General features: G+C 64.9%; 17 protein-coding genes. 8 read left to right on the top strand and 9 right to left on the bottom strand.

Translation table 11 applies throughout. From position 1 onward, the window contains the following. Positions 1–50: 50 nt before the first annotated feature. A complete protein-coding gene (locus Q6A47_RS05260) occupies positions 51–1475 on the bottom strand; it encodes an amidase (RefSeq protein WP_304483369.1) in 1425 nt (474 codons plus the stop codon). Between the two features lie 121 nt (positions 1476–1596). On the opposite strand from Q6A47_RS05260, the gene Q6A47_RS05255 reads away from it, so the two are divergent. Then, positions 1597–2373: an IclR family transcriptional regulator gene (locus Q6A47_RS05255; protein WP_039579314.1), complete on the top strand. Its 777-nt coding sequence runs from the start codon at positions 1597–1599 to the stop codon at positions 2371–2373. A 22-nt stretch (positions 2374–2395) separates the two neighbouring features. On the opposite strand, the gene Q6A47_RS05250 is transcribed toward Q6A47_RS05255, so the two are convergent. After that, positions 2396–3952, bottom strand: coding sequence for a glycoside hydrolase family 17 protein (locus tag Q6A47_RS05250; protein ID WP_304483368.1), 1557 nt, complete (start codon positions 3950–3952; stop codon positions 2396–2398). Between the two features lie 209 nt (positions 3953–4161). Here Q6A47_RS05250 and Q6A47_RS05245 point away from each other — a divergent pair, with 209 nt between their 5' ends. The 3 genes from Q6A47_RS05245 to Q6A47_RS05235 all read left to right on the top strand — a co-directional run bounded on the left by Q6A47_RS05245 (position 4162) and on the right by Q6A47_RS05235 (position 7177). Further along, positions 4162–5022 (top strand): glycine betaine ABC transporter substrate-binding protein, encoded by an 861-nt coding sequence (locus tag Q6A47_RS05245; RefSeq protein WP_039579309.1) that lies wholly within the window; start codon positions 4162–4164, stop codon positions 5020–5022. A 182-nt stretch (positions 5023–5204) separates the two neighbouring features. Beyond that, complete coding sequence (locus Q6A47_RS05240) at positions 5205–5516, top strand: DUF485 domain-containing protein (RefSeq protein ID WP_029611961.1); 312 nt, start codon at positions 5205–5207, stop codon at positions 5514–5516. Next, complete coding sequence (locus Q6A47_RS05235) at positions 5513–7177, top strand: cation acetate symporter (RefSeq protein ID WP_039579306.1); 1665 nt, start codon at positions 5513–5515, stop codon at positions 7175–7177. The genes Q6A47_RS05240 and Q6A47_RS05235 overlap by 4 nt, the downstream gene beginning before the upstream one ends. Before the next feature lie 73 nt (positions 7178–7250). Here Q6A47_RS05235 and Q6A47_RS05230 read toward each other — a convergent pair whose 3' ends face one another. Beyond that, complete coding sequence (locus Q6A47_RS05230) at positions 7251–7403, bottom strand: DUF3309 family protein (protein WP_009682861.1); 153 nt, start codon at positions 7401–7403, stop codon at positions 7251–7253. Positions 7404–7627: 224 nt separating this feature from the next. Here Q6A47_RS05230 and Q6A47_RS05225 point away from each other — a divergent pair, with 224 nt between their 5' ends. Together Q6A47_RS05225 and csrA are read left to right on the top strand one after the other, a co-directional pair. Further along, positions 7628–8440: an SDR family oxidoreductase gene (locus Q6A47_RS05225; RefSeq protein WP_116888725.1), complete on the top strand. Its 813-nt coding sequence runs from the start codon at positions 7628–7630 to the stop codon at positions 8438–8440. A 133-nt stretch (positions 8441–8573) separates the two neighbouring features. Continuing rightward, a complete protein-coding gene (csrA, locus tag Q6A47_RS05220) occupies positions 8574–8774 on the top strand; it encodes a carbon storage regulator CsrA (protein ID WP_029611960.1) in 201 nt (66 codons plus the stop codon). On the opposite strand, the gene Q6A47_RS05215 is transcribed toward csrA, so the two are convergent. The 5 genes from Q6A47_RS05215 to mnmC form a co-directional block, all read right to left on the bottom strand. Next, entirely contained in the window at positions 8762–8998 is a 237-nt protein-coding gene (locus Q6A47_RS05215; protein ID WP_029611959.1) for a YheU family protein, read from the bottom strand. The two genes, csrA and Q6A47_RS05215, sit on opposite strands and share 13 nt — an antisense overlap. Positions 8999–9125: 127 nt before the next feature. After that, positions 9126–10310, bottom strand: a complete 1185-nt coding sequence (locus Q6A47_RS05210; RefSeq protein ID WP_304483365.1) for an osmoprotectant NAGGN system M42 family peptidase — start codon at positions 10308–10310, stop codon at positions 9126–9128. A gap of 102 nt (positions 10311–10412) precedes the next feature. After that, a complete protein-coding gene (gene ngg, locus Q6A47_RS05205; RefSeq protein ID WP_304483364.1) occupies positions 10413–12155 on the bottom strand; it encodes an N-acetylglutaminylglutamine synthetase in 1743 nt (580 codons plus the stop codon). A 4-nt stretch (positions 12156–12159) separates the two neighbouring features. Beyond that, positions 12160–13947: an N-acetylglutaminylglutamine amidotransferase gene (locus tag Q6A47_RS05200; RefSeq protein WP_304483363.1), complete on the bottom strand. Its 1788-nt coding sequence runs from the start codon at positions 13945–13947 to the stop codon at positions 12160–12162. Positions 13948–14080: 133 nt separating this feature from the next. After that, positions 14081–16066, bottom strand: coding sequence for a bifunctional tRNA (5-methylaminomethyl-2-thiouridine)(34)-methyltransferase MnmC2/FAD-dependent 5-carboxymethylaminomethyl-2-thiouridine(34) oxidoreductase MnmC1 (mnmC, locus tag Q6A47_RS05195; protein ID WP_304483362.1), 1986 nt, complete (start codon positions 16064–16066; stop codon positions 14081–14083). Between the two features lie 128 nt (positions 16067–16194). Between mnmC and pap the strand changes: the two genes are divergently transcribed. Continuing rightward, positions 16195–17685: a polyphosphate:AMP phosphotransferase gene (pap, locus tag Q6A47_RS05190; RefSeq protein ID WP_039579299.1), complete on the top strand. Its 1491-nt coding sequence runs from the start codon at positions 16195–16197 to the stop codon at positions 17683–17685. A 179-nt stretch (positions 17686–17864) separates the two neighbouring features. After that, positions 17865–18824: a DMT family transporter gene (locus Q6A47_RS05185; protein ID WP_029611957.1), complete on the top strand. Its 960-nt coding sequence runs from the start codon at positions 17865–17867 to the stop codon at positions 18822–18824. 40 nt (positions 18825–18864) lie between these two features. On the opposite strand, the gene Q6A47_RS05180 is transcribed toward Q6A47_RS05185, so the two are convergent. Continuing rightward, the gene (locus Q6A47_RS05180) at positions 18865–20259 is read right to left on the bottom strand and encodes a class II fumarate hydratase (protein ID WP_039579297.1); all 1395 of its coding nucleotides are present in this window, start codon (positions 20257–20259) and stop codon (positions 18865–18867) included. Between the last annotated feature and the right edge of the window lie 29 nt (positions 20260–20288).

Genomic DNA, 20288 nt, shown 5'->3' with positions numbered 1-20288 from the left:
TCAAGCCGGTGTTGGTTTCTGCGTCTGTCGCGCTGTACCGGCGTTGCGGGTTAACGCGCCAGCGGGCGAGTGGTGTAGGGACGGTTGATCGACTCCAGCGCGTGCGCGAACGCCAGCAATCGCTGCTCGTCGCGGTAGCGGCCGACGATCTGCAACCCCACCGGCAGGCCCTGCTCACTGAAGCCGCAGGGCAGCGACAGGGCCGGGTGGCCGGTCAGGGTGATCAGCGAACAGCTGTTCATCCAGTCGATGTAGGTCTGCATCGGCTGCTCGCAGATCTGTGTCACGTAAGGCTGTTCGACCGGGAAGGGCAGCACCTGACTGACCGGAGCGACCAGGAAGTCGAAGCGCTCCAGCAGCGCTTGCAGCTCTCGGAACAGCCGTGCACGGACTGCTTCGGCGTCCATCACATCCTGGGCCGTGAAGGTGCTGGCCTGCTCGATGTTCCAGATCACGGTGTCCTTGAGCAGGTGGCGATTGCCCTGCAGAAGGTCGGCATAGCCGCCGGCGTAGGTGAGCGCGCGCAAGACCTGGAAGGCCCGTGCGCCGTCTGTGAAGTCGGGCTCTGCCAGTTCGACCGTGCAGCCCAGCTCGTCCAGGCGTCGCACGCCAGCCTCGGTGACGGCGCGTACCTGTGGATCGACTGGCAGCCCGCCCAGGTCGGGGCTGTAGGCGATGCGCGCGCCTTTGAAATCGTGCTCTGCCAGCGTCGTCAGTGGATGGGTGTGCGACTGCAGCGACAGGGGGTCGCGCGGGTGTTGGCCTGCGATCACGCTGAGCAGCAGCGCGACATCGGCCACGCAGCGCCCCATGGGTCCGGCCACGGTCAGTTGGCCGAAGCTGTTGGCGTTGGGCAGATTCGGCACCCGACCGATGGACGGGCGCAGACCGACGATGTTGCAGAAACTCGCCGGATTTCTCAGAGAACCGCCCATGTCGGTGCCGTCTGCCAGTGCCACCATGCCCGTGGCCAAGGCCACGGCCGATCCGCCGCTGCTGCCGCCACAGGTCAGCTCCGGTGCGTAAGGGTTTCGCGTGGCGCCGAACACTTCGTTGAAGGTCTGCGAGCCTGCGCCGAATTCCGGCAGGTTGCTCTTGCCCAGCAGGATCGAGCCGGCGGCGGCCTGGCGCTGCACGATCAGCGAGTCCTGATCGGGGACATGCTCGGCGTAGACCTTCGAGCCCCAGGTGGTGCGCATGCCTGCGGTGAGGAACGAGTCTTTGTGCGCCACCGGCAAGCCATGCAGCGCGCCGAGCGCTTCGCCCTTGGCCTGTCGCTGATCGGCGGCCTCGGCGCGCTCGAGTGCGCCTTGCGCATCCACTGTGACCAGTGCATTGAGCGTTGGGTTGTAGTGCTCCAGTTGTGCCAGGCACGCCTGCGTCAGTTCACGTGCGGACAGATGCCCGGCGCGGATTTCGGCCGCCAGCTCCCAGGCCGGTCGGTTGGCTAGGCCGGTATCAGTGAGGTCATCCATACTAAGCTCCATGTATCGCTATGCAATACTTATTATCGTTTATTGATACTAGGTATACCCCTTGCTCGAGAGCGGGTCAATATGGGGTAAGCTGCTCCTCCTTTTACGGAACCCGCCCGACATGAATGACCGCGCTACCCGCCAGCAGCATCCGCAGTTCATCGAGACCTTGGACAAAGGTATCCGTGTGTTGGAAGCGTTCCGGGCAGGGCAGTCATCGCTGGGGCTGACAGAGTTGGCTCAGGCCTGCGACATGACCAAGAGCGCCGCGCAGCGCTTCACCCATACCTGGTGCGAGCTGGGCTATCTGGCCAAGGATGAGTCTTCGCGCCGCTACAGCCTCACTCACAAGGCGCTGGAGCTGGGCTTTCTTTACCTGAACGCCTCGCCGTTGGTCAGCCGCGCGCTGCCCGCGTTGAAGTTGATTCGCGAGCGCTGCAACCTTACGGTCAATCTCAGCGTGCTGTCGGGGCACGACATCGTCTATGTGCTGCGAGTGCCGGGGCCGAACCAGACCTTCGCCGAAATGCTGCCGGGCCGGCGCATGCCGGCCTGGTGCACCTCGGCCGGCCGGGTGCTGCTCGCCGATCTACCGCCTGAGCGCGTGCAGGCCAGCCTGGAACAGGTGGTGCCGACGGCGTTCACCGGGCAGACGGAAACGGACAAGGCGACGTTGCTGCAGTGCATCCGCCAGGCCGCCGAGCAGGGTTACTCGCTGACCCAGGAACAGGTGCTGGTCGGTCAGGTGGGCATTGCGGCGCCGATTCGCAACGTGCACTTCCAGGTGGTGGCGGCCATCAATATCACCGCGCAGTTGAGTGTCTGGCCGGTGGAGCGGGTGCGGCAGGAGTTGCTGCCCTTGCTCATGGACGTCAGCCAATCGGTGATCGTTGGCTGAGTTGTTCCAGGTCGCGCGTCGTTCATCGCGTGCGCAGGCTGCGCCACAGCGCTGCGGTCATCAGCAGGCTGACGGCTGCCCAGCCCCACGCCTGAGGGTTGTACAGGCCCTCCTGATAGAGCTGCGGCGCAATACCGGCGCCGACGATCAAGGCCAGCAGCGCCGCTTCGGCCCTTCTCGTCGGCACCGGGCGTAGCAGGTACACCAGCGCTGGCACCAGCAGGGCCGCACTGGGAAAACTGCGATAGCGCGCGTCGAAGACCATCGCCAGCATGCTCACCGCGGCGGCAAATCCGGCCGCCAGCAGCCAGCCACCGGCACGCGCCTCGAGCCAGACGAACAGACGCTGACGCCAGCCGTCGCGCTGCGCCAGGGCCAGCGCGCCGTGGCAGAGCACCAGCCCATTCAACCCCGCCAGCAGCAGCACCCAGAGCCACTCGCCGGCAAAGCGCGCGTTGGTCCGCGCCAGCTCGCCCCACAGGCCCAGGCAACCGGCACCGGTGGCGGCCAGCAGCGGTAGCAGCCATGCCGCACGGGCCTGTGCCGGGCGACCGGCCAGGGTCAGGATCAGCAGCGTGAGTGCGGTACTGGCCAACCACCACTGCGGCCACAGCGGCAGGTTGCTGACCGGCCCTTCGAGCACGCCCTTGTCTTGCCGGTCGGCGTCGTACAGCCCCCAATAGCCGCCCACGGCGCCCTCGCTGGCGCGCTTCCAGGGTTGATCGAAGGCTTCGATCAGGTTGTAGTGCCAGCCGTTGGCCTCGGCCAGCGCGACGAAGCTGCGAACGAAGCGTGCCTCGTTGACTCGACTGGGCTCGGCCGTTTCCCGCTGACGTCCCTCGCTGGGCCAGCCGGTCTCGCCGATGAAGATGTCCTTGGGCGCGAAACGCGCGCCGAACGTGCGTCGTACCTCGGCGACGTGGGCCAGGGCGTCGTCGATGCCGCGTGGGTCGTCCTCCCAGTACGGCAGCAGGTGGATGGTCAGAAAGTCCACGACTGGCGCAACCTGCGGATGCTGTAACCAGAACTCCCACACGTCGGCGTAGGTGACCGGCACCTTGACCTGACTTTTCACCCGCGTGATCAACTCGGCCAGACGCTGGCCGGTGACCTCCTTGCGCAGCAGCGTCTCGTTGCCGACGATCACCGCGCTGACCACGTCCGGGTTGGCGTTGGCCGCTTCGACCAGCAGCGCCAGCTCCTTGTCGGTGTCCACCGGGTTGGCGTTGACCCAGGCGCCGAGCATCACCTTCAAGCCATGCTTGCGCGCCAGGGCCGGTATGGCTTCCAAACCGCTCATGGAATAGGTGCGGATGCACTGAAATCGCTCGGCCAGCAGCGCCAGGTCGGCGTCCATGCGCGCCGGGCGCAATCGGAAGGGTTGGTCGAAGGGTGACTGATCCTTGTCGAACGGGGTGTAGGAGGCGCATTGCAGTTTGTGCGTGGGACTGGCCGCATCAGGCAGGTGGATCGGCTTGCCAAGCCCGTACCAGAGGACGCCGAGGCCGAGCACGGCGATCAGGCAGGTGAGGCAGTAGGAGAGGGGGATGCGGGGTGGGCTGGGCATCGAGCGGTCCATCGTCTGGCGCGAGTGATCGGGGTAAGCGGTGGATAGTAGCCCGGCGCCAAGCATTTGGCATGCAAGGATCGCGCAGAAGACTTCGGCCCGATGACGTTAATGGCCAAGTGCTGTCGCTGATCGCTCGGTGAAGGTCGTTGATGGAGCAGGTCGCGCGGTCCGGCAGGTCGATGATGGAATCTCCAAGACCTGACGAGGGGATGCTTTCGATGGCGACAATTAAAAGAACGCGACGTTTCCTGGGTGTGGCCGGTGCTTTGGTGCTCGCCATGGGCGCAGGGCAAGCCATGGCCAAGGAAATCAGCATCGGTTACGTGGATGGCTGGTCCGACAGTGTGGCAACCAGCAACGTGGCCGCCGAAGTGATCAAGCAGAAACTCGGTTACGACGTGAAGTTGCAGGCGGTTGCCACCGGCATCATGTGGCAGGGCGTGGCCACCGGTAAACTCGACGCCATGCTCTCGGCCTGGCTGCCGGTCACCCATGGCGAGTACTGGGCCAAGAACAAGGACAACGTCGTCGACTACGGCCCCAACTTCAAAGACGCCAAGATTGGCCTGATCGTGCCGGAGTACGTCAAAGCCAACAGTATCGCCGACCTCAAGACCGACACCGGCTTCAAGCAGAAAATCGTCGGGATCGACGCCGGTTCCGGTGTGATGATCAAAACCGAGCAAGCTATCAAGGATTATGACCTGACCGGTTACAAGCTGACGGCCAGTTCTGGCGCGGCGATGACCTCCGAATTGGGGCGTGCCGAGGCCAAGCAGCAGCCGATCGTGGTGACCGGTTGGGTGCCGCACTGGATGTTCGCCAAGTGGAAACTCAAGTTCCTGGAAGATCCGAAGGGCGTGTTTGGCGCTGCGGAAACCGTGAACAGCATCGGTAGCAAGGAGTTGGCGACCAAAGCGCCGGAAGTGGCCGAGTTCCTCAAGAAGTTCCAATGGCAGTCCAAGGATGAGATCGGCGAGGTCATGCTCGCGATCCAGGAGGGCGCCAAGCCTGAAGCGGCAGCCAAAGACTGGGTGGCCAAGCACCCAGAGCGCGTCAAGGAGTGGACGGGCAAGTAACCGTCAGGGCCGGCGCGCCTGGACCGTGGGCAACCCGCGATCCAGGCGCGCCGGCCTTTATTTATTGCAGTCCATGTAAAACACTGTTGCATCTAAGACTAAGGTCGTCTGGTTGACGTCCACCGGCAGCATACAGTTAAGGCGGGTTCTCCCCTTACTGTGTTGCTGCTAGGACAAAAACAATGAACGACAGCATCTACCGATCGATACAAGAAAGTCCGCGCTTCAAGGAGCTGGTCAGCAAGCGCGAGCGCTTCGCCTGGATCCTCTCGGCGATCATGCTCGGCCTCTACTGCGCTTTCATCCTGCTCATCGCCTATGGCCCGCAGATTCTCGGCGCCAAGATCAGCGCCGGTTCGTCCATCACCTGGGGCATCCCCTTGGGCGTGGGCTTGATCCTCTCGGCCTTTATCCTCACCGCCATCTACGTACGGCGCGCCAACGGCGAATTCGATGAGCTGAACAAGGCGATCCTGAAGGAGGCGCAGCAATGATCCGTCACGCCAAAACCCTGGCTGTACTTGCCTGCGGTGCCTTCGCACCCGCCGTGTGGGCTGCCGATGCGATCACCGGCGAGGTGCACAAGCAACCGCTGAACGTCTCGGCGATCGTCATGTTCCTGGCCTTCGTCTGCTTCACCCTCGGCATCACCTATTGGGCCTCCAAGCGCAACAAGTCGGCCTCGGACTACTACGCTGCTGGCGGGCGCATCACCGGCTTTCAGAATGGCCTGGCGATTGCCGGCGACTACATGTCCGCCGCCTCGTTCCTGGGTATTTCCGCGCTGGTCTTCACCTCCGGCTACGACGGCCTGATCTACTCCATCGGCTTCCTCGTGGGCTGGCCGATCATCCTGTTCCTGATCGCCGAACGCCTGCGTAACCTGGGCAAGTACACCTTCGCCGATGTCGCCTCCTACCGCCTCGGACAGAAAGAGATCCGCACCCTGTCGGCCTCCGGCTCGCTGGTGGTGGTGGCGTTCTACCTGATCGCGCAGATGGTCGGCGCGGGCAAGCTGATCGAGTTGCTGTTCGGCTTGGACTACCACGTCGCAGTGGTGCTGGTCGGCATCCTCATGTGCCTGTACGTGCTGTTCGGTGGCATGCTCGCCACCACCTGGGTGCAGATCATCAAGGCGGTGCTACTGCTCTCCGGTGCCAGCTTCATGGCACTGATGGTGATGAAGCATGTGGGCTTCGACTTCAACACGCTGTTCTCCGAAGCGATCAAGGTGCACGCCAAGGGCGAGGCGATCATGAGTCCGGGTGGTCTGGTCAAGGATCCGATCTCGGCCTTCTCGCTGGGCCTTGCGCTGATGTTCGGCACCGCCGGCCTGCCGCATATCCTGATGCGCTTCTTCACCGTCAGCGACGCCAAGGAAGCGCGCAAGAGCGTGCTGTATGCCACCGGCTTCATCGGCTATTTCTACATCCTCACCTTCATCATCGGCTTCGGCGCCATCCTGCTGGTCAGCACCAACCCGGACTTCAAGGACGCCACCGGCGCGCTGTTGGGCGGTAACAACATGGCGGCGGTGCACCTGGCCAACGCGGTGGGCGGCAGCGTGTTCCTGGGCTTCATCTCGGCGGTGGCCTTCGCCACCATCCTGGCGGTGGTCGCCGGCCTGACCCTGGCCGGCGCCTCGGCGGTGTCCCACGACCTGTACGCCAGCGTCTGGCGCAAAGGCAAGGCCAACGACAAGGACGAAATCCGCGTGTCGAAGATCACCACCGTCGCCTTGGGCGTGCTGGCGATCGGTCTGGGCATCCTGTTCGAGAAGCAGAACATCGCCTTCATGGTAGGCCTGGCGTTCTCCATCGCCGCCAGCTGCAACTTCCCGGTACTGCTGCTCTCGATGTACTGGAAGAAGCTGACCACCCGCGGCGCGATGATCGGCGGCTGGCTGGGCCTGATCAGCGCGGTGGGCCTGATGGTGCTCGGCCCGACCATCTGGGTACAGATTCTCGGTCACGAGAAGGCCATCTACCCGTATGAGTATCCAGCGCTGTTCTCGATGCTCATCGCCTTCGTCGGTATCTGGTTCTTCTCGATCACCGACAAGTCCAAGGCGGCCGATGAGGAGCGTGCGCTGTTCTACCCGCAGTTCGTTCGCTCGCAGACCGGCCTGGGTGCTTCAGGCGCTGTCTCGCACTGATTCCTCTTTGGTGATGCACCCATGAAAACGCCCCGCATTGCGGGGCGTCTTCATTTACGGGCCTGCGGGTGGGTCATATTCTGCCGAGCAACAACAGTACCAGCAGCACGACCAGCACCACGCCGACGATACCGGACGGGCCATAGCCCCAGCTGCGCGAGTGGGGGAAGACCGGTAGGCCACCGATCAGCAGCAGAATGAGGATGATGATGAGGATCGTGGTCATGACAGAGTCCTTGCATGGTTGGGGGTCAAGGGCCACGAACTGCTGGCCTCTTGTAAGCTCCGACTGGCGCCGATTGCGAAAGATTCCATCGGGTGTCGTGGACACTGTCACAGGGCACTGACTGCCGGATCATGCCGCTGCATTCACTGGCCTGATGAACCCTGCCCGACGGCTGCGCGTTGATTAGACTCGGCGCTACTTCAGTCAGCACAAGGCCAGCCACCATGCAAGACCGCATCATGATCACCGGCGCCGGATCAGGCCTGGGCCGCGAGATTGCCCTGCGCTGGGCGCGCGAGGGCTGGCGCATGGCGCTGGCCGATGTCAACGAGGTGGGTTTGCGCGAAACCCTCGAACAGGTGCGTGCCGCCGGTGGCGAGGGCTTCGTGCAGCGCTGCGATGTGCGCGACTACAGCCAGCTCACTGCGCTGGCCCAGGCCTGCGAGGCGCAGTTTGGCGGAATCGACGTGATCGTCAACAACGCCGGGGTCGCCTCCGGGGGCTTTTTCGCCGAATTGTCGCTGGAGGACTGGGACTGGCAGATCGCGGTCAACCTCATGGGCGTGGTCAAGGGCTGCAAGGCGTTTCTGCCGCTGCTCGAGCGCAGCAAGGGGCGCATCGTCAACATCGCGTCCATGGCCGCGCTCATGCAAGGACCGGGCATGAGCAACTACAACGTGGCCAAGGCTGGCGTGCTGGCGCTGTCGGAAAGCCTGTTGGTGGAGTTGCGGCAGGTGGACGTGGGCGTGCATGTGGTATGCCCATCATTCTTTCAGACCAACCTGCTCGATTCTTTCCGCGGGCCGAATCCGGCCATGAAGGCGCAGGTCGGCAAGCTGCTGGAAGGCTCGCCCATCAGCGCCGCGCAGATCGCCGAGCATATCCATGCGCAGGTGGCGGCGGGCGAGTTCCTGATCCTGCCCCACGAAGCGGGGCGTGAGGCCTGGCGCCTCAAATGCGCGGCGCCCGAGAAGCTCTACGATGAAATGGCGAGCATGGCGGTGAAGATGCGCGCCAAGGGGCGCTCGTCTCAATAGGGCTGGATTGAGGAGCCGTCTGTAAGGCTTTTTACCTTGCGGTGTAGGGTCGGTCTATTTAAGACGGGTCTGATTGATAAGCGCCAAGGCCCGGAGCAGGCTCGGATTTTCCCTCGGTCTGGAGGATCGGAGCATGCTTGTAATGGGACGCGAAGTCGGCGAGGTGATCACCATCGGCGACAACATCCGCATCAAGGTGATGGCCGTCGAAGGCGGGGTGGTGCGCTTCGGCATCAGCGCTCCGCGTCAGGTGGCGGTGCACCGGGCGGAAATCCACAAGCGCATCAAGGATCAGGCGCTCGAACAGGAGCCGGCGTCCGGTCACTCGGCCTGATCGAGCAGCTCAGCGGGCACGTCGTGGCGTGCGAGCAACTGGCACTGCTGGCTTTCCATATCGAAGAGAATGAACGCCTGGCCTTTGGCCAAGGCCTGACGCACCCGTAGTACCCGGGTTTCCAGTGGCGTGTCGTCGCCATTGTCGGTGCCGTCACGGGTGACGAAATCTTCGATCAAGCGGGTGAGGGTGTCGGCTTCGAGTTGATCGTAGGGAATGAGCATGGTCACTGTCGGCTGAAAAGGGGATGGCTGCATGCTACTGGAAAGTCGCGTGTCGCAGTAATCGGCGGGTGATGCGAACAGGGCCGGCCGAGGCCGCCCCCGCAGGAGCGGCCCGGTTCGCCTGGGGTCAGAGTTTGTTGCCGAGCAAGCTGTCCACAGCGGGTACTGGAGTGTCGCTGCCCATCTGCGTGTCGTGCTCCAGTTGATGACTGAAACGCTCGAGCGAGGCATTGGCCGGCTGCGAGTCGCTGGCGAACACCGGTGGGCTCAGCAGGTAGGCCGACAACAGTCGGGTCAGCGCCGCCAGACTGTCGATGTGGGTGCGTTCGTAGCCATGGGTGGCATCGCAGCCGAAGGCGACCAGCGCGGTGCGGATGTCGTGCCCTGCGGTCACGGCCGAATGGGCATCGCTGAAATAGTAGCGGAACAGGTCGCGGCGCACGGGCAACTCGTTGTCCCCGGCCAGCTTCAATAGGTGGCGCGACAGGTGATAGTCGTAGGGCCCGGAGGAATCCTGCATGGCCACGCTCACCGCATGCTCGCTGGACGCTTGCCCCGGCGCTACCGGCGCGATATCGATACCGACGAACTCGCTCACATCCCAAGGCAAGGCGCCCGCGGCGCCCGAGCCGGTCTCTTCGGTGATGGTGAACAGCGGGTGGCAGTCGATCAGTGGCTGCTGGCCGCTTTCCACCACCGCCTTGAGTGCCGCCAGCAATGCTGCGACGCCGGCCTTGTCGTCCAGATGACGGGCGCTGATATGGCCACTGTCGGTGAACTCCGGCAGCGGATCGAACGCGACGAAGTCGCCGATACCGATACCCAACGCCTCGCAATCGGCGCGAGTGGTGCAGTAGGCGTCCAAGCGCACTTCGACGTGCTCCCAACTGACAGGCATCTGGTCGATCGCGGTATTGAAGGCGTGCCCGCTGGCCATCAAGGGCAGCACGCTGCCGCGAAACACACCGGTGTCGGTGAATACGCTGACCCGGCTGCCTTCGGCGAAGCGGCTGGACCAGTGGCCGACTGCCGAGAGTGCCAGGCGGCCGTTGTCTTGCACTTGGCGCACGCTGGCGCCGATGGTGTCCAGGTGCGCGGACACGGCGCGGTCGGGCGAGCTCTGGCGACCTTTGAGGGTGGCGCGGATGGTGCCGCGGCGGGTCAGCTCGAACGGAATGCCCAGTTCGTCCAGGCGTTCGGCGACGTAGCGCACGATGGTGTCGGTGAACCCGGTGGGGCTGGGAATGGCGAGCATCTCCAGCAGGACTTTCTTCAGGTAGTCCAAGTCAGGTTCGGGGAGGCGTTTGGACATGGGTACTCCTTGGTGTGTGCGATCGGTTCAGCGCGGCTGAGGCGCAGCGGCGCGATGCCGCTGCTACACGTTGTGGTGTATCCGCGATGAACCGCCATTGATTCAGGTCAGGGCCTGACTGTGCGGGAACAGCAGATCCACGAATCGCTCCGCAGTGGGCTGTGGTTCGTGGTTGGCGAGCCCGGCGCGTTCGTTGGCCTCGATGATGACGTAGTCCGGCTGCTGTGCATCGCGGACCATGAAGTCCAGGCCCACGACCGGGATTTCCAGGGCTCTGGCAGCACGCACGGCCGCGTCCGCCAGCACCGGGTGCAGACGCTCGGTGACGTCCTCCAGCGTGCCACCGGTGTGCAGGTTGGCGGTGCGGCGCACTGCCAGGCGCTGCCCGGCCGGCAGCACATCGGCCAGGCCCAGGCCTGCCGCACGCACCGTGCGTTCGGTTTCCTCGTCCATGGGAATGCGGCTCTCGCCGCCGGTGGCGGCCTGACGCCTGCGGCTCTGCGCCTCGATCAGCGCCTGGATGCTTTGCGTCCCATCGCCGATGATCTCGGCGGGATGGCGAATGGCTGCGGCCACCACCTCGAACCCAATCACCAGGATGCGCAGATCGAGTCCGGCGTGGAAGCTCTCCAACAACACTCGGCTGTCGAACTGACGCGCCTGTTCGACAGCCTGGGAAACCTCGTCGAACGCGCGCAAGTCGACGGCCACGCCCTGGCCCTGCTCACCGTCCACCGGCTTGACCACGAGTGAGCCGTGCTCTTCGAGAAACGCCAGGTTGTCGTCGGCACTGCCTGCCAGTTGCTGGGCGGGCACTTGCAGGCCCGCCGCGTGCAACACCTGGCGGGTCAGGCGTTTGTCCTGGCACAAGGTCATGGTCACCGCGCTGGTGAGGTCGCTCAGCGACTCGCGACAGCGCACCCGACGTCCACCCAGGCTCAGGGTGAACAGACCGGCGTTGGCGTCGTCTACCTGCACCTCGATGCCCCGGCGCAGTGCTTCGTTGACGATGATCTTGGCGTAGGGATTGAGCCCCACTTCAGGGCCTGGGCCGAGGAACAGCGCCTGGTTGATGCCGTTCTTGCGCTTGACGGCGAAGGTCGGCAGGTTGCGAAAGCCAAGCTTGTCGTAAAGCCGTTTGGCCTGGCGGTTGTCGTGCATCACGGACAAGTCCAGGTAGGCCAGGCCACGGCTCATGAAGTGCTCCACCAAGTGTCGCACCAGCACTTCGCCGACACCTGGGCGGCTGCACTGCGGTGAGACCGCCAGGCACCAGAGGCTACTGCCGTGTTCAGGGTCATCGAACGCCTTGCTGTGGTTCAGGCCCATGACGCTGCCGATCACCGCACCGGAGTCTTCGTCCTCGGCGATCCAATAGACCGGGCCGCCGAGATGGCGCGGGGTGAGCAGTTCGGGCACCACCGGCATCATGCCGCGCGCTTGGTACAGCGCATTGATCGCTTGCCAGTCCGCGTCGTTCTGCGCCCGACGGATACGAAAGCCGCGAAACACACGCTGGGCCGGGCGGTAGTCGCTGAACCACAGGCGCAAGGTGTCGGACGGGTCGAGAAACAACTGCTGCGGTGCCTGGGCCAACAACTGGTGAGGCGCCGCAACGTACAGGGCGATGTCGCGCTCGCCGGCTTGCTCTTCCAGCAGCGCCTGGGCCAGTTGCGCCGGGTCCGGGTAGGTGTGGCCGATCAGCAGCCTGCCCCAACCGCAGTGCACGGCGCGTGGCTGATCGTGCGGTTCGCTGCCATCTCCAGCCAGACGCGCCTGCAGGCGCTCGTAGGAGGGCGCCTGACCGCGCAGCAAGCGCTGTTCATAGGCACTTTGGGGTTTCATCGGATCAGATTCCTTGTTCGCTGAGCCACAGGTTCAGGGCTGCCAACTGCCACAGCTTCGAGCCGCGCAGTGGCGTGAGCTGACCCTGGGGGTTGCTCAGCAGGCGATCGAGCATCGCGGGGTTGAACAGGCCACGATCCTGGCTCGAGTCGGTGAGCAGTTCGCGTACCCAATTCAATGTGGCGCCTTCCAGGTGCTTGAGGCCCGGGACCGGGAAATAGCCCTTCTTGCGGTCGATCACTTCGTGCGGAATGACCCGCCGCGCGGCCTGCTTGAGCACCTGCTTACCGCCGTCTGGCAGCTTGAAGCGCGCCGGCACGCGCGCAGAGAGTTCCACCAGGCGGTAGTCGAGGAACGGCGTGCGCGCCTCCAGGCCCCAGGCCATGGTCATGTTGTCGACGCGCTTGACCGGATCGTCGACCAGCATCACCGTGCTGTCCAGGCGCAAGGCCTTGTCCACAGCATCCGGCGCGCCCGGGCGGGCGAAATGTTCACGGACGAAATCACCGGCCGCGTCGTTGTCCAGCAGCCAGGGCGCCTGCACCGTTTCGCGGTACTCGTCATGACTGCGGTCGAAGAAGGCATTGCGGTAGGCGCCGAAAGCGTCGCTGGCGCCATCGACCTGGGGATACCAGTGATAGCCGGCGAACAGCTCGTCGGCGCCCTGGCCGCTCTGTACCACCTTGCAGTGCTTGGCCACTTCCCGCGAGAGCAGGTAGAAGGCGATGCAGTCGTGGCTGACCATCGGCTCGCTCATGGCGCGGAAGGCGGCTGGCAGTTGATCGATGATCTCGTGCTCGGCAATGCGCAACTGGTGATGACGGGTGCCGTAGTGCCGGGCGATCAGGTCCGAATACTGGAATTCGTCGCCGCGCTCGCCGCCGGCGTCTTCGAAACCGATGGAGAAGGTCGACAGGTCCTCTACGCCCACTTCGCGCAGCAGGCCGACCAGCAAGCTCGAATCGACACCGCCGGAGAGCAGCACCCCGACATCGACTGCGGCGCGCTGGCGAATGGCGACCGCTTCGCGGGTGGCATCCAGTACGCGGGTGGTCCAGCCTTCCAGGTCGAGTTCGCGTTCATCGGGCTTGGGGCCGTACTGCAGTTGCCACCAGGTCTGGCGCTCTACCTCGCCGTGCCGGTCGACGCGCATCCAAGTGCCCGGTTCGAGCTTCTGCACGTTGGCCAGGAGGGTGCGCGGTGCTGGGACCACGGCATGGAAATTCAGGTAATGGTTGAGGGCCACTGGATCGAGCATCGGATCGATGTCGCCGCCTTTGAGCAGCGCGGGCAGCGTCGAGGCGAAGCGCAGGCGCTCGCCGTTGCGCGACAGGTACAGCGGTTTGACGCCCAGGCGATCGCGGGCCAGGAACAGGCGCTGGTTGTCGCGCTCCCAGATGGCCAGGGCGAACATGCCGTTGAGCTTGGGCAGCAGCGCCGCGCCCCAGGCGTGGTAACCCTTGAGCAGCACCTCGGTGTCGCCGTCGGACCAGAAGCTGTAACCCAGGTCCTGCAGTTCCTGGCGCAGTTCAGGGAAGTTGTAGATGGCGCCGTTGAACGCCAGCGACAGGCCCAGGGTGTTGTCGACCATCGGCTGCGCCGAGCCGTCGGACAGGTCCATGATCTTCAGTCGTCGGTGACCGAGGGCGATAGGCCCCTGACTGTGGAAGCCCCAGGCATCGGGGCCACGGGGCGCCAGATGGTGGGTGATGCGCTCCACCGCGGCGAGGTCCGCCGGGCGAGGGGCTTGGTCGAGGGGGGTGAAACGCAACTCTCCTGCTAATCCGCACATAAGTCCTTACCGGTTTTGCCGTTGGGGAAAAGTGCCCTCCCATGGGGCACCTTAAGGAACTGACCCAGGTGAATTAGCAGAGTTTTAGATCGATCCGTTATAAGCGACGAGTGGCGTTCGGCACTGAGGGCGGTTACTTCCCACGAATGAGCTTGCGCAAGGCGAAGCGGTTCGGGTGGCACGCTTCGGCCACAGCGCGCGGTAGCGGCAGGGGTTCACCGCTGGCCCAGGCGGCGATCAGCTCGCCGCTCAGGGGCGCGGTGATCAAGCCGCGAGAGCCATGGCCGGTGTTGACGTACAGGCCATCCAGCCAGGGGCAGTCGATGGCGGGGACCTGGCGAGCGTCCTTGGCCAGCACGGCATAGGTGTCGGCGAACGCGCCGGGATCGGCCAGGGGGCCGACGATCGGCAAGTAGTCGGGGCTGGTACAACGGAAGGCGGCACGCCCTTGCAAGCGGGTCGGATCCAGCTCGGCGGCGCCCAGGCGTTGCGCCAGGTCTGGGGAAATCGCCTGCAGCAGTGCCAGGTTGCTGGCGTGTTCGGCGGCCGTGGGGGCGAGGTCCTGGCTGTGGAAGTCGAAACTGGCGCCGAGGGTATGTTCGCCGTGACGCGCCGGGGCCACGTAGCCATCGGCACAGACCACGGTACTCAAGGATTGGCTGCGCGGGGTGAGCGGCACCCGGGTGATCTGTCCGCGAATGCGCTTGAGTGGCAGTTCGGCGCAGGCTGGGAACTGACGCACCTCGGCGGCACCGGCCAAGACCACCAGCGGTGCGCTGGCCAGCAACTGCTCGCCGTCCCAGGCCTGCCACAGGTCCGCGTCCCGGCGCAGTTCCAGCACGCTGCGGTGGGTCAGCAGGCGGATGCGTGGGTGCTGCAATTGCGCCTGGCACAACGCCGGCGGGTGCACCCAGCCGCCCTCGGGATAGAACAGGCCGCCACTGGCCAGGTCGATGCCCGCGATGGCCTGGGCCTGTTCGCGCTCGACCCCATGCAGCAAGCGGCTGTCGAAGGCGGCTGCAAGCTTGCCCTGACGCACGCGCTCCTTGGCATCGAAGGCCAGTTGCAGCACGCCACAGTCGTCCCAGTCGCGACCGCGTTGCAGCCGCTCGAGCCAGCGTCGGGTGTAACCGAAACCGGAAAGGATCATCTGCGACAGGGCTGTGCCATGGGCCGAGAGCTTGAGGTACAGCACGCCCTGCGGATTGCCGGACGCCTCGCGGGCTGGAGCGTCATGGCGCTCCAGCACCTCGACCTGCCAACCCCGCGCCGCCAGGCTGGCGGCACTGGCGCAGCCCGCCAGCCCAGCGCCGATCACCAGGGCTTGCCGAGGTCCTCGGACCGCAGCAGGACGGGCATACCAGGGCGCGGAGGGGGGCGCGGCGTGCGGATGGTCGGGCGTCCCGACGAACTCGCCGCCCATCACCTCCCATTTCTTGCCCAGCCCCGGCACCTTGCGCATGGCGAACCCGGCCGCCAGCAGACTGCGGCGTACCCACCCCGTGGTGGTGAAGGTGCCCAAAGTGGTACCCGGGTGTGAGAGGCGGGCCAGTTGTGCGAACAGCTCGGGCGTCCACATGTCCGGGTTCTTCGCCGGGGCGAAGCCATCGAGGAACCAGGCATCGACGCGCGCATCGAGCAGCGGTAGCTGCTGCAGGGCATCGCCGACCAACAAGGTCAGGGTGACGCGACCCTGATCGAAGCTGAACTGCTGAAAGCCCGGATGAATGGCCACGTACTGTGCCAGCAATGCGTCGCTGTAGGCCGACAGCTCCGGCCATAGCGCGGCGGCGCGGGCCAGGTCGGCGCGGGTCAGCGGATATTTCTCGACGCTGACGAAATGCAGGCGCGCTTCGGCCTGGGCAGTCTGATCGAACAACTGCCAGGCACAGAAGAAATTCATGCCGGTGCCGAAACCGGTCTCGCCGATCACCAGGCAGTCGTGCGCGCCCAATGCGCCAAAGCGCTGAGCCAGGTGGTTGCGTTCCAGGAACACGTACACCGTTTCATGCACGCCTTCGTTCTTGGAAAAGTAGACGTCGTCGTACTGCCGCGAATGGGGGCGGCCTTGCGCATCCCAGTCGATCTGGGCGTGCTGGAGAGGGGCGTTATCGGACATGGCCTCTGAGCGCTGCAAGCAGCGCGCTTCAAACTGCGGGAAAGCGCCAATAGTGGCACGCCGCGCTTTTTCTTGCAGCTTGCCGCTCGCAGCTTGTAGCTTAGGCCGGTCCAGTGAAGGAGCCCTCCATGTTCGAATCCGCGGAAATCGGTCACAGCATCGACAAGCACACCTATGACGCCGAGGTGCCCGCACTGCGCGAGGCCCTGCTCGAGGCGCAGTTCGAGCTCAAGCAGCAGGCGCGGCTGTCGGTCATCGTGTTGATCAATGGCATCGAGGGCGCTGGCAAGGGCGAGACGGTCAAGCTGCTCAACGAGTGGATGGATCCGCGGATGATCGAGGTGCGCACCTTCGACCAGCAGACCGACGAGGAGCTGGCCCGGCCCCCGGCCTGGCGCTACTGGCGTGCGCTGCCGCCCAAGGGGCGGATGGGCGTGTTCTTCGGCAACTGGTATAGCCAGATGATCCAGGGCCGGGTCCACGGTCAGTTCAAGGATGCGGTGCTCGACCAGGCCATCAATGGTGCCGAGCGTCTGGAGCAGATGCTCTGCGACGAAGGCACGGTGATCATCAAGTTCTGGTTCCACCTGTCCAAGAAACAGATGAAGGCCCGACTCAAGACCCTGCGCGACGATCCGCTGCACAGTTGGCGCATCAGCCCGCTGGATTGGCAGCAGTCGCAGACCTACGACCGCTTCGTGCGCTTCGGCGAGCGTGTGTTGCGCCGCACCAGCCGCGACTACGCGCCCTGGCATGTGATCGAAGGTGTCGACCCCAATTACCGTGCACTGGCCGTCGGGCGCATCCTGCTGGAAAGCCTGCAGGCGGCGCTGGCCAACGCCAAGAACACGCGCCAGGCCAACGTCGCGCCGCTGGGCCGCAGCATCGACCACATGAGCCTGCTGGGTGCGCTGGACCTGACCCGACGCCTGGACAAGCAGGACTACCAGGAGCAGCTGGTGGCCGAGCAGGCGCGTCTGGCCGGCCTGCTACGCCACAAGCGCATGCGCGAACACGCCTTGGTGGCCGTGTTCGAGGGCAATGACGCGGCAGGCAAGGGCGGTGCCATCCGCCGTGTCGCCGCCGCCCTGGATCCGCGCCAGTACCGCATCGTGCCGATCGCCGCACCCACCGAGGAGGAGCGCGCCCAGCCCTATCTGTGGCGCTTCTGGCGACACGTGCCGGCGCGCGGCAAGTTCACCGTTTTCGACCGTTCCTGGTATGGACGGGTGCTGGTGGAGCGCGTCGAAGGCTTCTGCAGCCCGGCCGACTGGATGCGCGCGTACGGCGAGATCAACGATTTCGAAGAGCAGTTGAGCAACGCCGGCGTGGTGGTGGTGAAGTTCTGGCTGGCAATCGATCAGCAGACGCAACTGGAGCGCTTCGAGGAACGCGAGCAGATCCCGTTCAAGCGCTACAAGATCACCGAAGAGGACTGGCGCAACCGCGACAAGTGGGATGTGTATGCCGAGGCGGTGGGTGACATGGTCGACCGCACCAGCACCGAGATCGCGCCCTGGACGTTGGTGGAAGCCAACGACAAGCGCTGGGCTCGGGTCAAGGTGCTGCGCACACTCAACGAAGCCCTGGAGGCTGCGTTCGCCAAGCACAAGAAATAGCGGCGAGCTTCAAGTTCCAAGCTTCAAGCGGCAAGTTCCAAGCTTCAAGCTATTGCCTGGCGTTGAGTGGCGGTGCACGCTGTGCCGCTTGCCGCTTGCCGCTTGCCGCTTGCCGCTTGCCGCTTGCCGCTTGCCGCTTGCCGCTTGCCGCTTGCCGCTGCTCCCTTATCGAGGACGCTATGCACACTTCTTCCGGGCGCTGGGTCCGCGGTTTTTCGCTGGCGCTGCTGACCGCGCTGCTCTGGGGCATTCTGCCGATCAAACTCAAGCAGGTCCTGCTGGTCATGGACCCGGTCACGGTCACCTGGTATCGCTTGCTCGTGTCTGGCGGGCTGTTGTTCGCCTGGCTGGCGGCCAGCCGGCGTTTGCCGGTGTTTCGGGGGCTGGGGCGCAAGCGGCTTGGGCTGGTGGTGGTGGCCGTTTGTGGGCTGATGGGCAATTACGTGTTGTACCTGGTCGGGCTCAAGCTGCTCAGTCCCGGCACGGCGCAACTGGTGGTGCAGTTGGGGCCGGTGCTGCTGCTGGTGGCCAGCGTTTTCGTCTTCAAAGAGCGTTTCAGTGTCGGCCAAGGGCTCGGTCTGCTAGTGCTGCTGGTCGGGTTCGGGCTGTTCTTCAACCAACGCCTGGAAGAGTTGCTGACATCGCTGGGTGCCTACACCACGGGGGTACTGACCATCCTCCTGGCCACCAGCATCTGGGTGTTCTATGCCCTGAGCCAGAAGCAACTGCTGACGGTCTGGCATTCGCAACAGGTGATGATGGTCATCTACCTGAGCTGCGCGGCGTTGCTGACGCCTTGGGTACAGCCTCTGGAAGCCTTGCAGTTGACGCCGGTGCAGGGCTGGCTGCTGCTGGCCTGCTGCTTGAACACCCTGGTGGCCTACGGTGCCTTCGCCGAGGCCCTGGCGCACTGGGAGGCTTCGCGGGTCAGTGCGACCTTGGCGCTGACGCCGCTGGTGACCTTCGTGGCGGTGGCTGGAGCGGCCTGGGTATGGCCTGACTACGTGCATGCCGAGGACATCAATGCGCTGGGTTACTTCGGCGCGGTGACCGTGGTCGTGGGGTCCGCGCTGGTGGCGTTGGGGCCGTCGTTGGTGGCAGGGTGGCGGGCCCGAGGGCGACGCCGACCGTCGTCCTGATCGCAGGCAACCGCACGATCCGGACGACGTCGACAGCGGATCAGCCCTTGCCGCCCGGTGCCAGCATGTTCTCCGGCCGTACCCACTGGTCGAACTCTTCATTGCTCAGGTACTGCAACTCCAGCGCCGCTTCGCGCAAGGTCTTGCCTTCGCTGTAGGCCTTCTTGGCGATTTCCGCCGACTTGTCATAGCCGATGTGCGGATTGAGCGCGGTCACCAGCATCAGCCCACGTTCGAGGTGCGCCGCCATCTGCTCGGCGTCCGGCTCGATACCGGCCACGCAGTGCTGCTGGAAGTTGCGGCAGCCGTCGGCCAGCAGTTCGATCGACTGCAGCAGGTTGTGGATGATCACCGGCTTGAACACGTTCAACTGCAGGTGCCCCTGGCTGGCGGCGAAACCGATGGTGGCGTCGTTGCCCAGCACTTGGCAGGCGAGCATCGACAGCGCTTCGCACTGAGTCGGATTGACCTTGCCTGGCATGATCGAGCTGCCTGGCTCGTTGGCCGGCAGACGGACCTCAGCGAGCCCCGCGCGTGGCCCGGAGCCGAGCAGGCGCAGGTCATTGGCGATCTTCATCAATGCCACGGCCAGCGTCTTCAGGGCGCCCGCCAGGCTGGTCAGCGGCTCGTGGCCGGCGAGGGCGGCGAATTTGTTCGGCGCGGTGACGAAGGGCAGGCCGGACAGCGCCGCCAGCTCGGCGGCGATGGCTTCTGCAAAGCCTTGGGGGGCATTCAGGCCGGTGCCCACGGCGGTGCCGCCCTGGGCCAGCTCGCAGACCGCCGGCAGGGTGGCGCGGATTGCGCGCTGGGCGTAGTCGAGCTGGGCGACGAAGGCCGACACTTCCTGGCCGAAGGTGATCGGCGTGGCGTCCATCATGTGCGTACGGCCAGTCTTGACCAGTTGCGAATGGCGCGCCGAGAGCTCCGCCAGTCCCGACGACAGTTCGGCGATGGCCGGCAGCAGTTGCGTCTGCACGGCCTGGGCGGCAGCGATGCTCATGGCGGTGGGGAAACAGTCGTTGGAGCTCTGCGAGCGGTTGACGTGGTCGTTCGGGTGCACCGGCAGCTTGCCGCCGCGGCCCTTGCCCGCCAGCTCGTTGGCCCGCCCGGCGATCACTTCGTTGACATTCATGTTGCTCTGGGTGCCGCTGCCGGTCTGCCACACGACCAAGGGGAACTGATCGTCGTGCTTGCCCGCCAGCACTTCGTCGGCCGCCTGCTCGATCAGCCGCGCGAGGTCGGCTGGCAGGTCGCCGTTGCGGTCATTGACCCGCGCCGCCGCTTTCTTGATCAGTGCCAGGGCATGCAGCACGGGCAAGGGCATGCGCTGCTGGCCGATGGCGAAGTTGACCCGCGAGCGCTGAGTCTGCGCGCCCCAGTAGGCCTGTTCAGGAACTTCGACCGGGCCCAGGCTGTCTGTCTCGATACGGCTCATGCTGCGTTCACTCCTTTGTAGAACGAAAT

Origin of the sequence: Pseudomonas boreofloridensis, assembly GCF_030580795.1 — a bacterium.
GTDB lineage: Bacteria > Pseudomonadota > Gammaproteobacteria > Pseudomonadales > Pseudomonadaceae > Aquipseudomonas > Aquipseudomonas boreofloridensis.
The sequence above is the reverse complement of the archived record's forward strand: the minus strand, read 5'-3'. Positions and strand labels throughout refer to the sequence as shown.

What these genes read in the sequence shown, in the direction of transcription:
- Q6A47_RS05245 (WP_039579309.1), top strand. Translation starts at nt 4,162, where the DNA reads ATGGCGACAATTAAAAGAACGCGACGTTTCCTGGGTGTGGCCGGTGCT.
- Q6A47_RS05255 (WP_039579314.1), top strand. Translation starts at nt 1,597, where the DNA reads ATGAATGACCGCGCTACCCGCCAGCAGCATCCGCAGTTCATCGAGACC.
- Q6A47_RS05185 (WP_029611957.1), top strand. Translation starts at nt 17,865, where the DNA reads ATGCACACTTCTTCCGGGCGCTGGGTCCGCGGTTTTTCGCTGGCGCTG.
- Q6A47_RS05200 (WP_304483363.1), bottom strand. Translation starts at nt 13,947, where the DNA reads ATGTGCGGATTAGCAGGAGAGTTGCGTTTCACCCCCCTCGACCAAGCC.
- ngg (WP_304483364.1), bottom strand. Translation starts at nt 12,155, where the DNA reads ATGAAACCCCAAAGTGCCTATGAACAGCGCTTGCTGCGCGGTCAGGCG.
- Q6A47_RS05210 (WP_304483365.1), bottom strand. Translation starts at nt 10,310, where the DNA reads ATGTCCAAACGCCTCCCCGAACCTGACTTGGACTACCTGAAGAAAGTC.
- mnmC (WP_304483362.1), bottom strand. Translation starts at nt 16,066, where the DNA reads ATGTCCGATAACGCCCCTCTCCAGCACGCCCAGATCGACTGGGATGCG.
- Q6A47_RS05180 (WP_039579297.1), bottom strand. Translation starts at nt 20,259, where the DNA reads ATGAGCCGTATCGAGACAGACAGCCTGGGCCCGGTCGAAGTTCCTGAA.
- Q6A47_RS05250 (WP_304483368.1), bottom strand. Translation starts at nt 3,952, where the DNA reads ATGGACCGCTCGATGCCCAGCCCACCCCGCATCCCCCTCTCCTACTGC.
- csrA (WP_029611960.1), top strand. Translation starts at nt 8,574, where the DNA reads ATGCTTGTAATGGGACGCGAAGTCGGCGAGGTGATCACCATCGGCGAC.
- Q6A47_RS05260 (WP_304483369.1), bottom strand. Translation starts at nt 1,475, where the DNA reads ATGGATGACCTCACTGATACCGGCCTAGCCAACCGACCGGCCTGGGAG.
- Q6A47_RS05230 (WP_009682861.1), bottom strand. Translation starts at nt 7,403, where the DNA reads ATGACCACGATCCTCATCATCATCCTCATTCTGCTGCTGATCGGTGGC.
- Q6A47_RS05215 (WP_029611959.1), bottom strand. Translation starts at nt 8,998, where the DNA reads ATGCTCATTCCCTACGATCAACTCGAAGCCGACACCCTCACCCGCTTG.
- pap (WP_039579299.1), top strand. Translation starts at nt 16,195, where the DNA reads ATGTTCGAATCCGCGGAAATCGGTCACAGCATCGACAAGCACACCTAT.
- Q6A47_RS05240 (WP_029611961.1), top strand. Translation starts at nt 5,205, where the DNA reads ATGAACGACAGCATCTACCGATCGATACAAGAAAGTCCGCGCTTCAAG.
- Q6A47_RS05235 (WP_039579306.1), top strand. Translation starts at nt 5,513, where the DNA reads ATGATCCGTCACGCCAAAACCCTGGCTGTACTTGCCTGCGGTGCCTTC.
- Q6A47_RS05225 (WP_116888725.1), top strand. Translation starts at nt 7,628, where the DNA reads ATGCAAGACCGCATCATGATCACCGGCGCCGGATCAGGCCTGGGCCGC.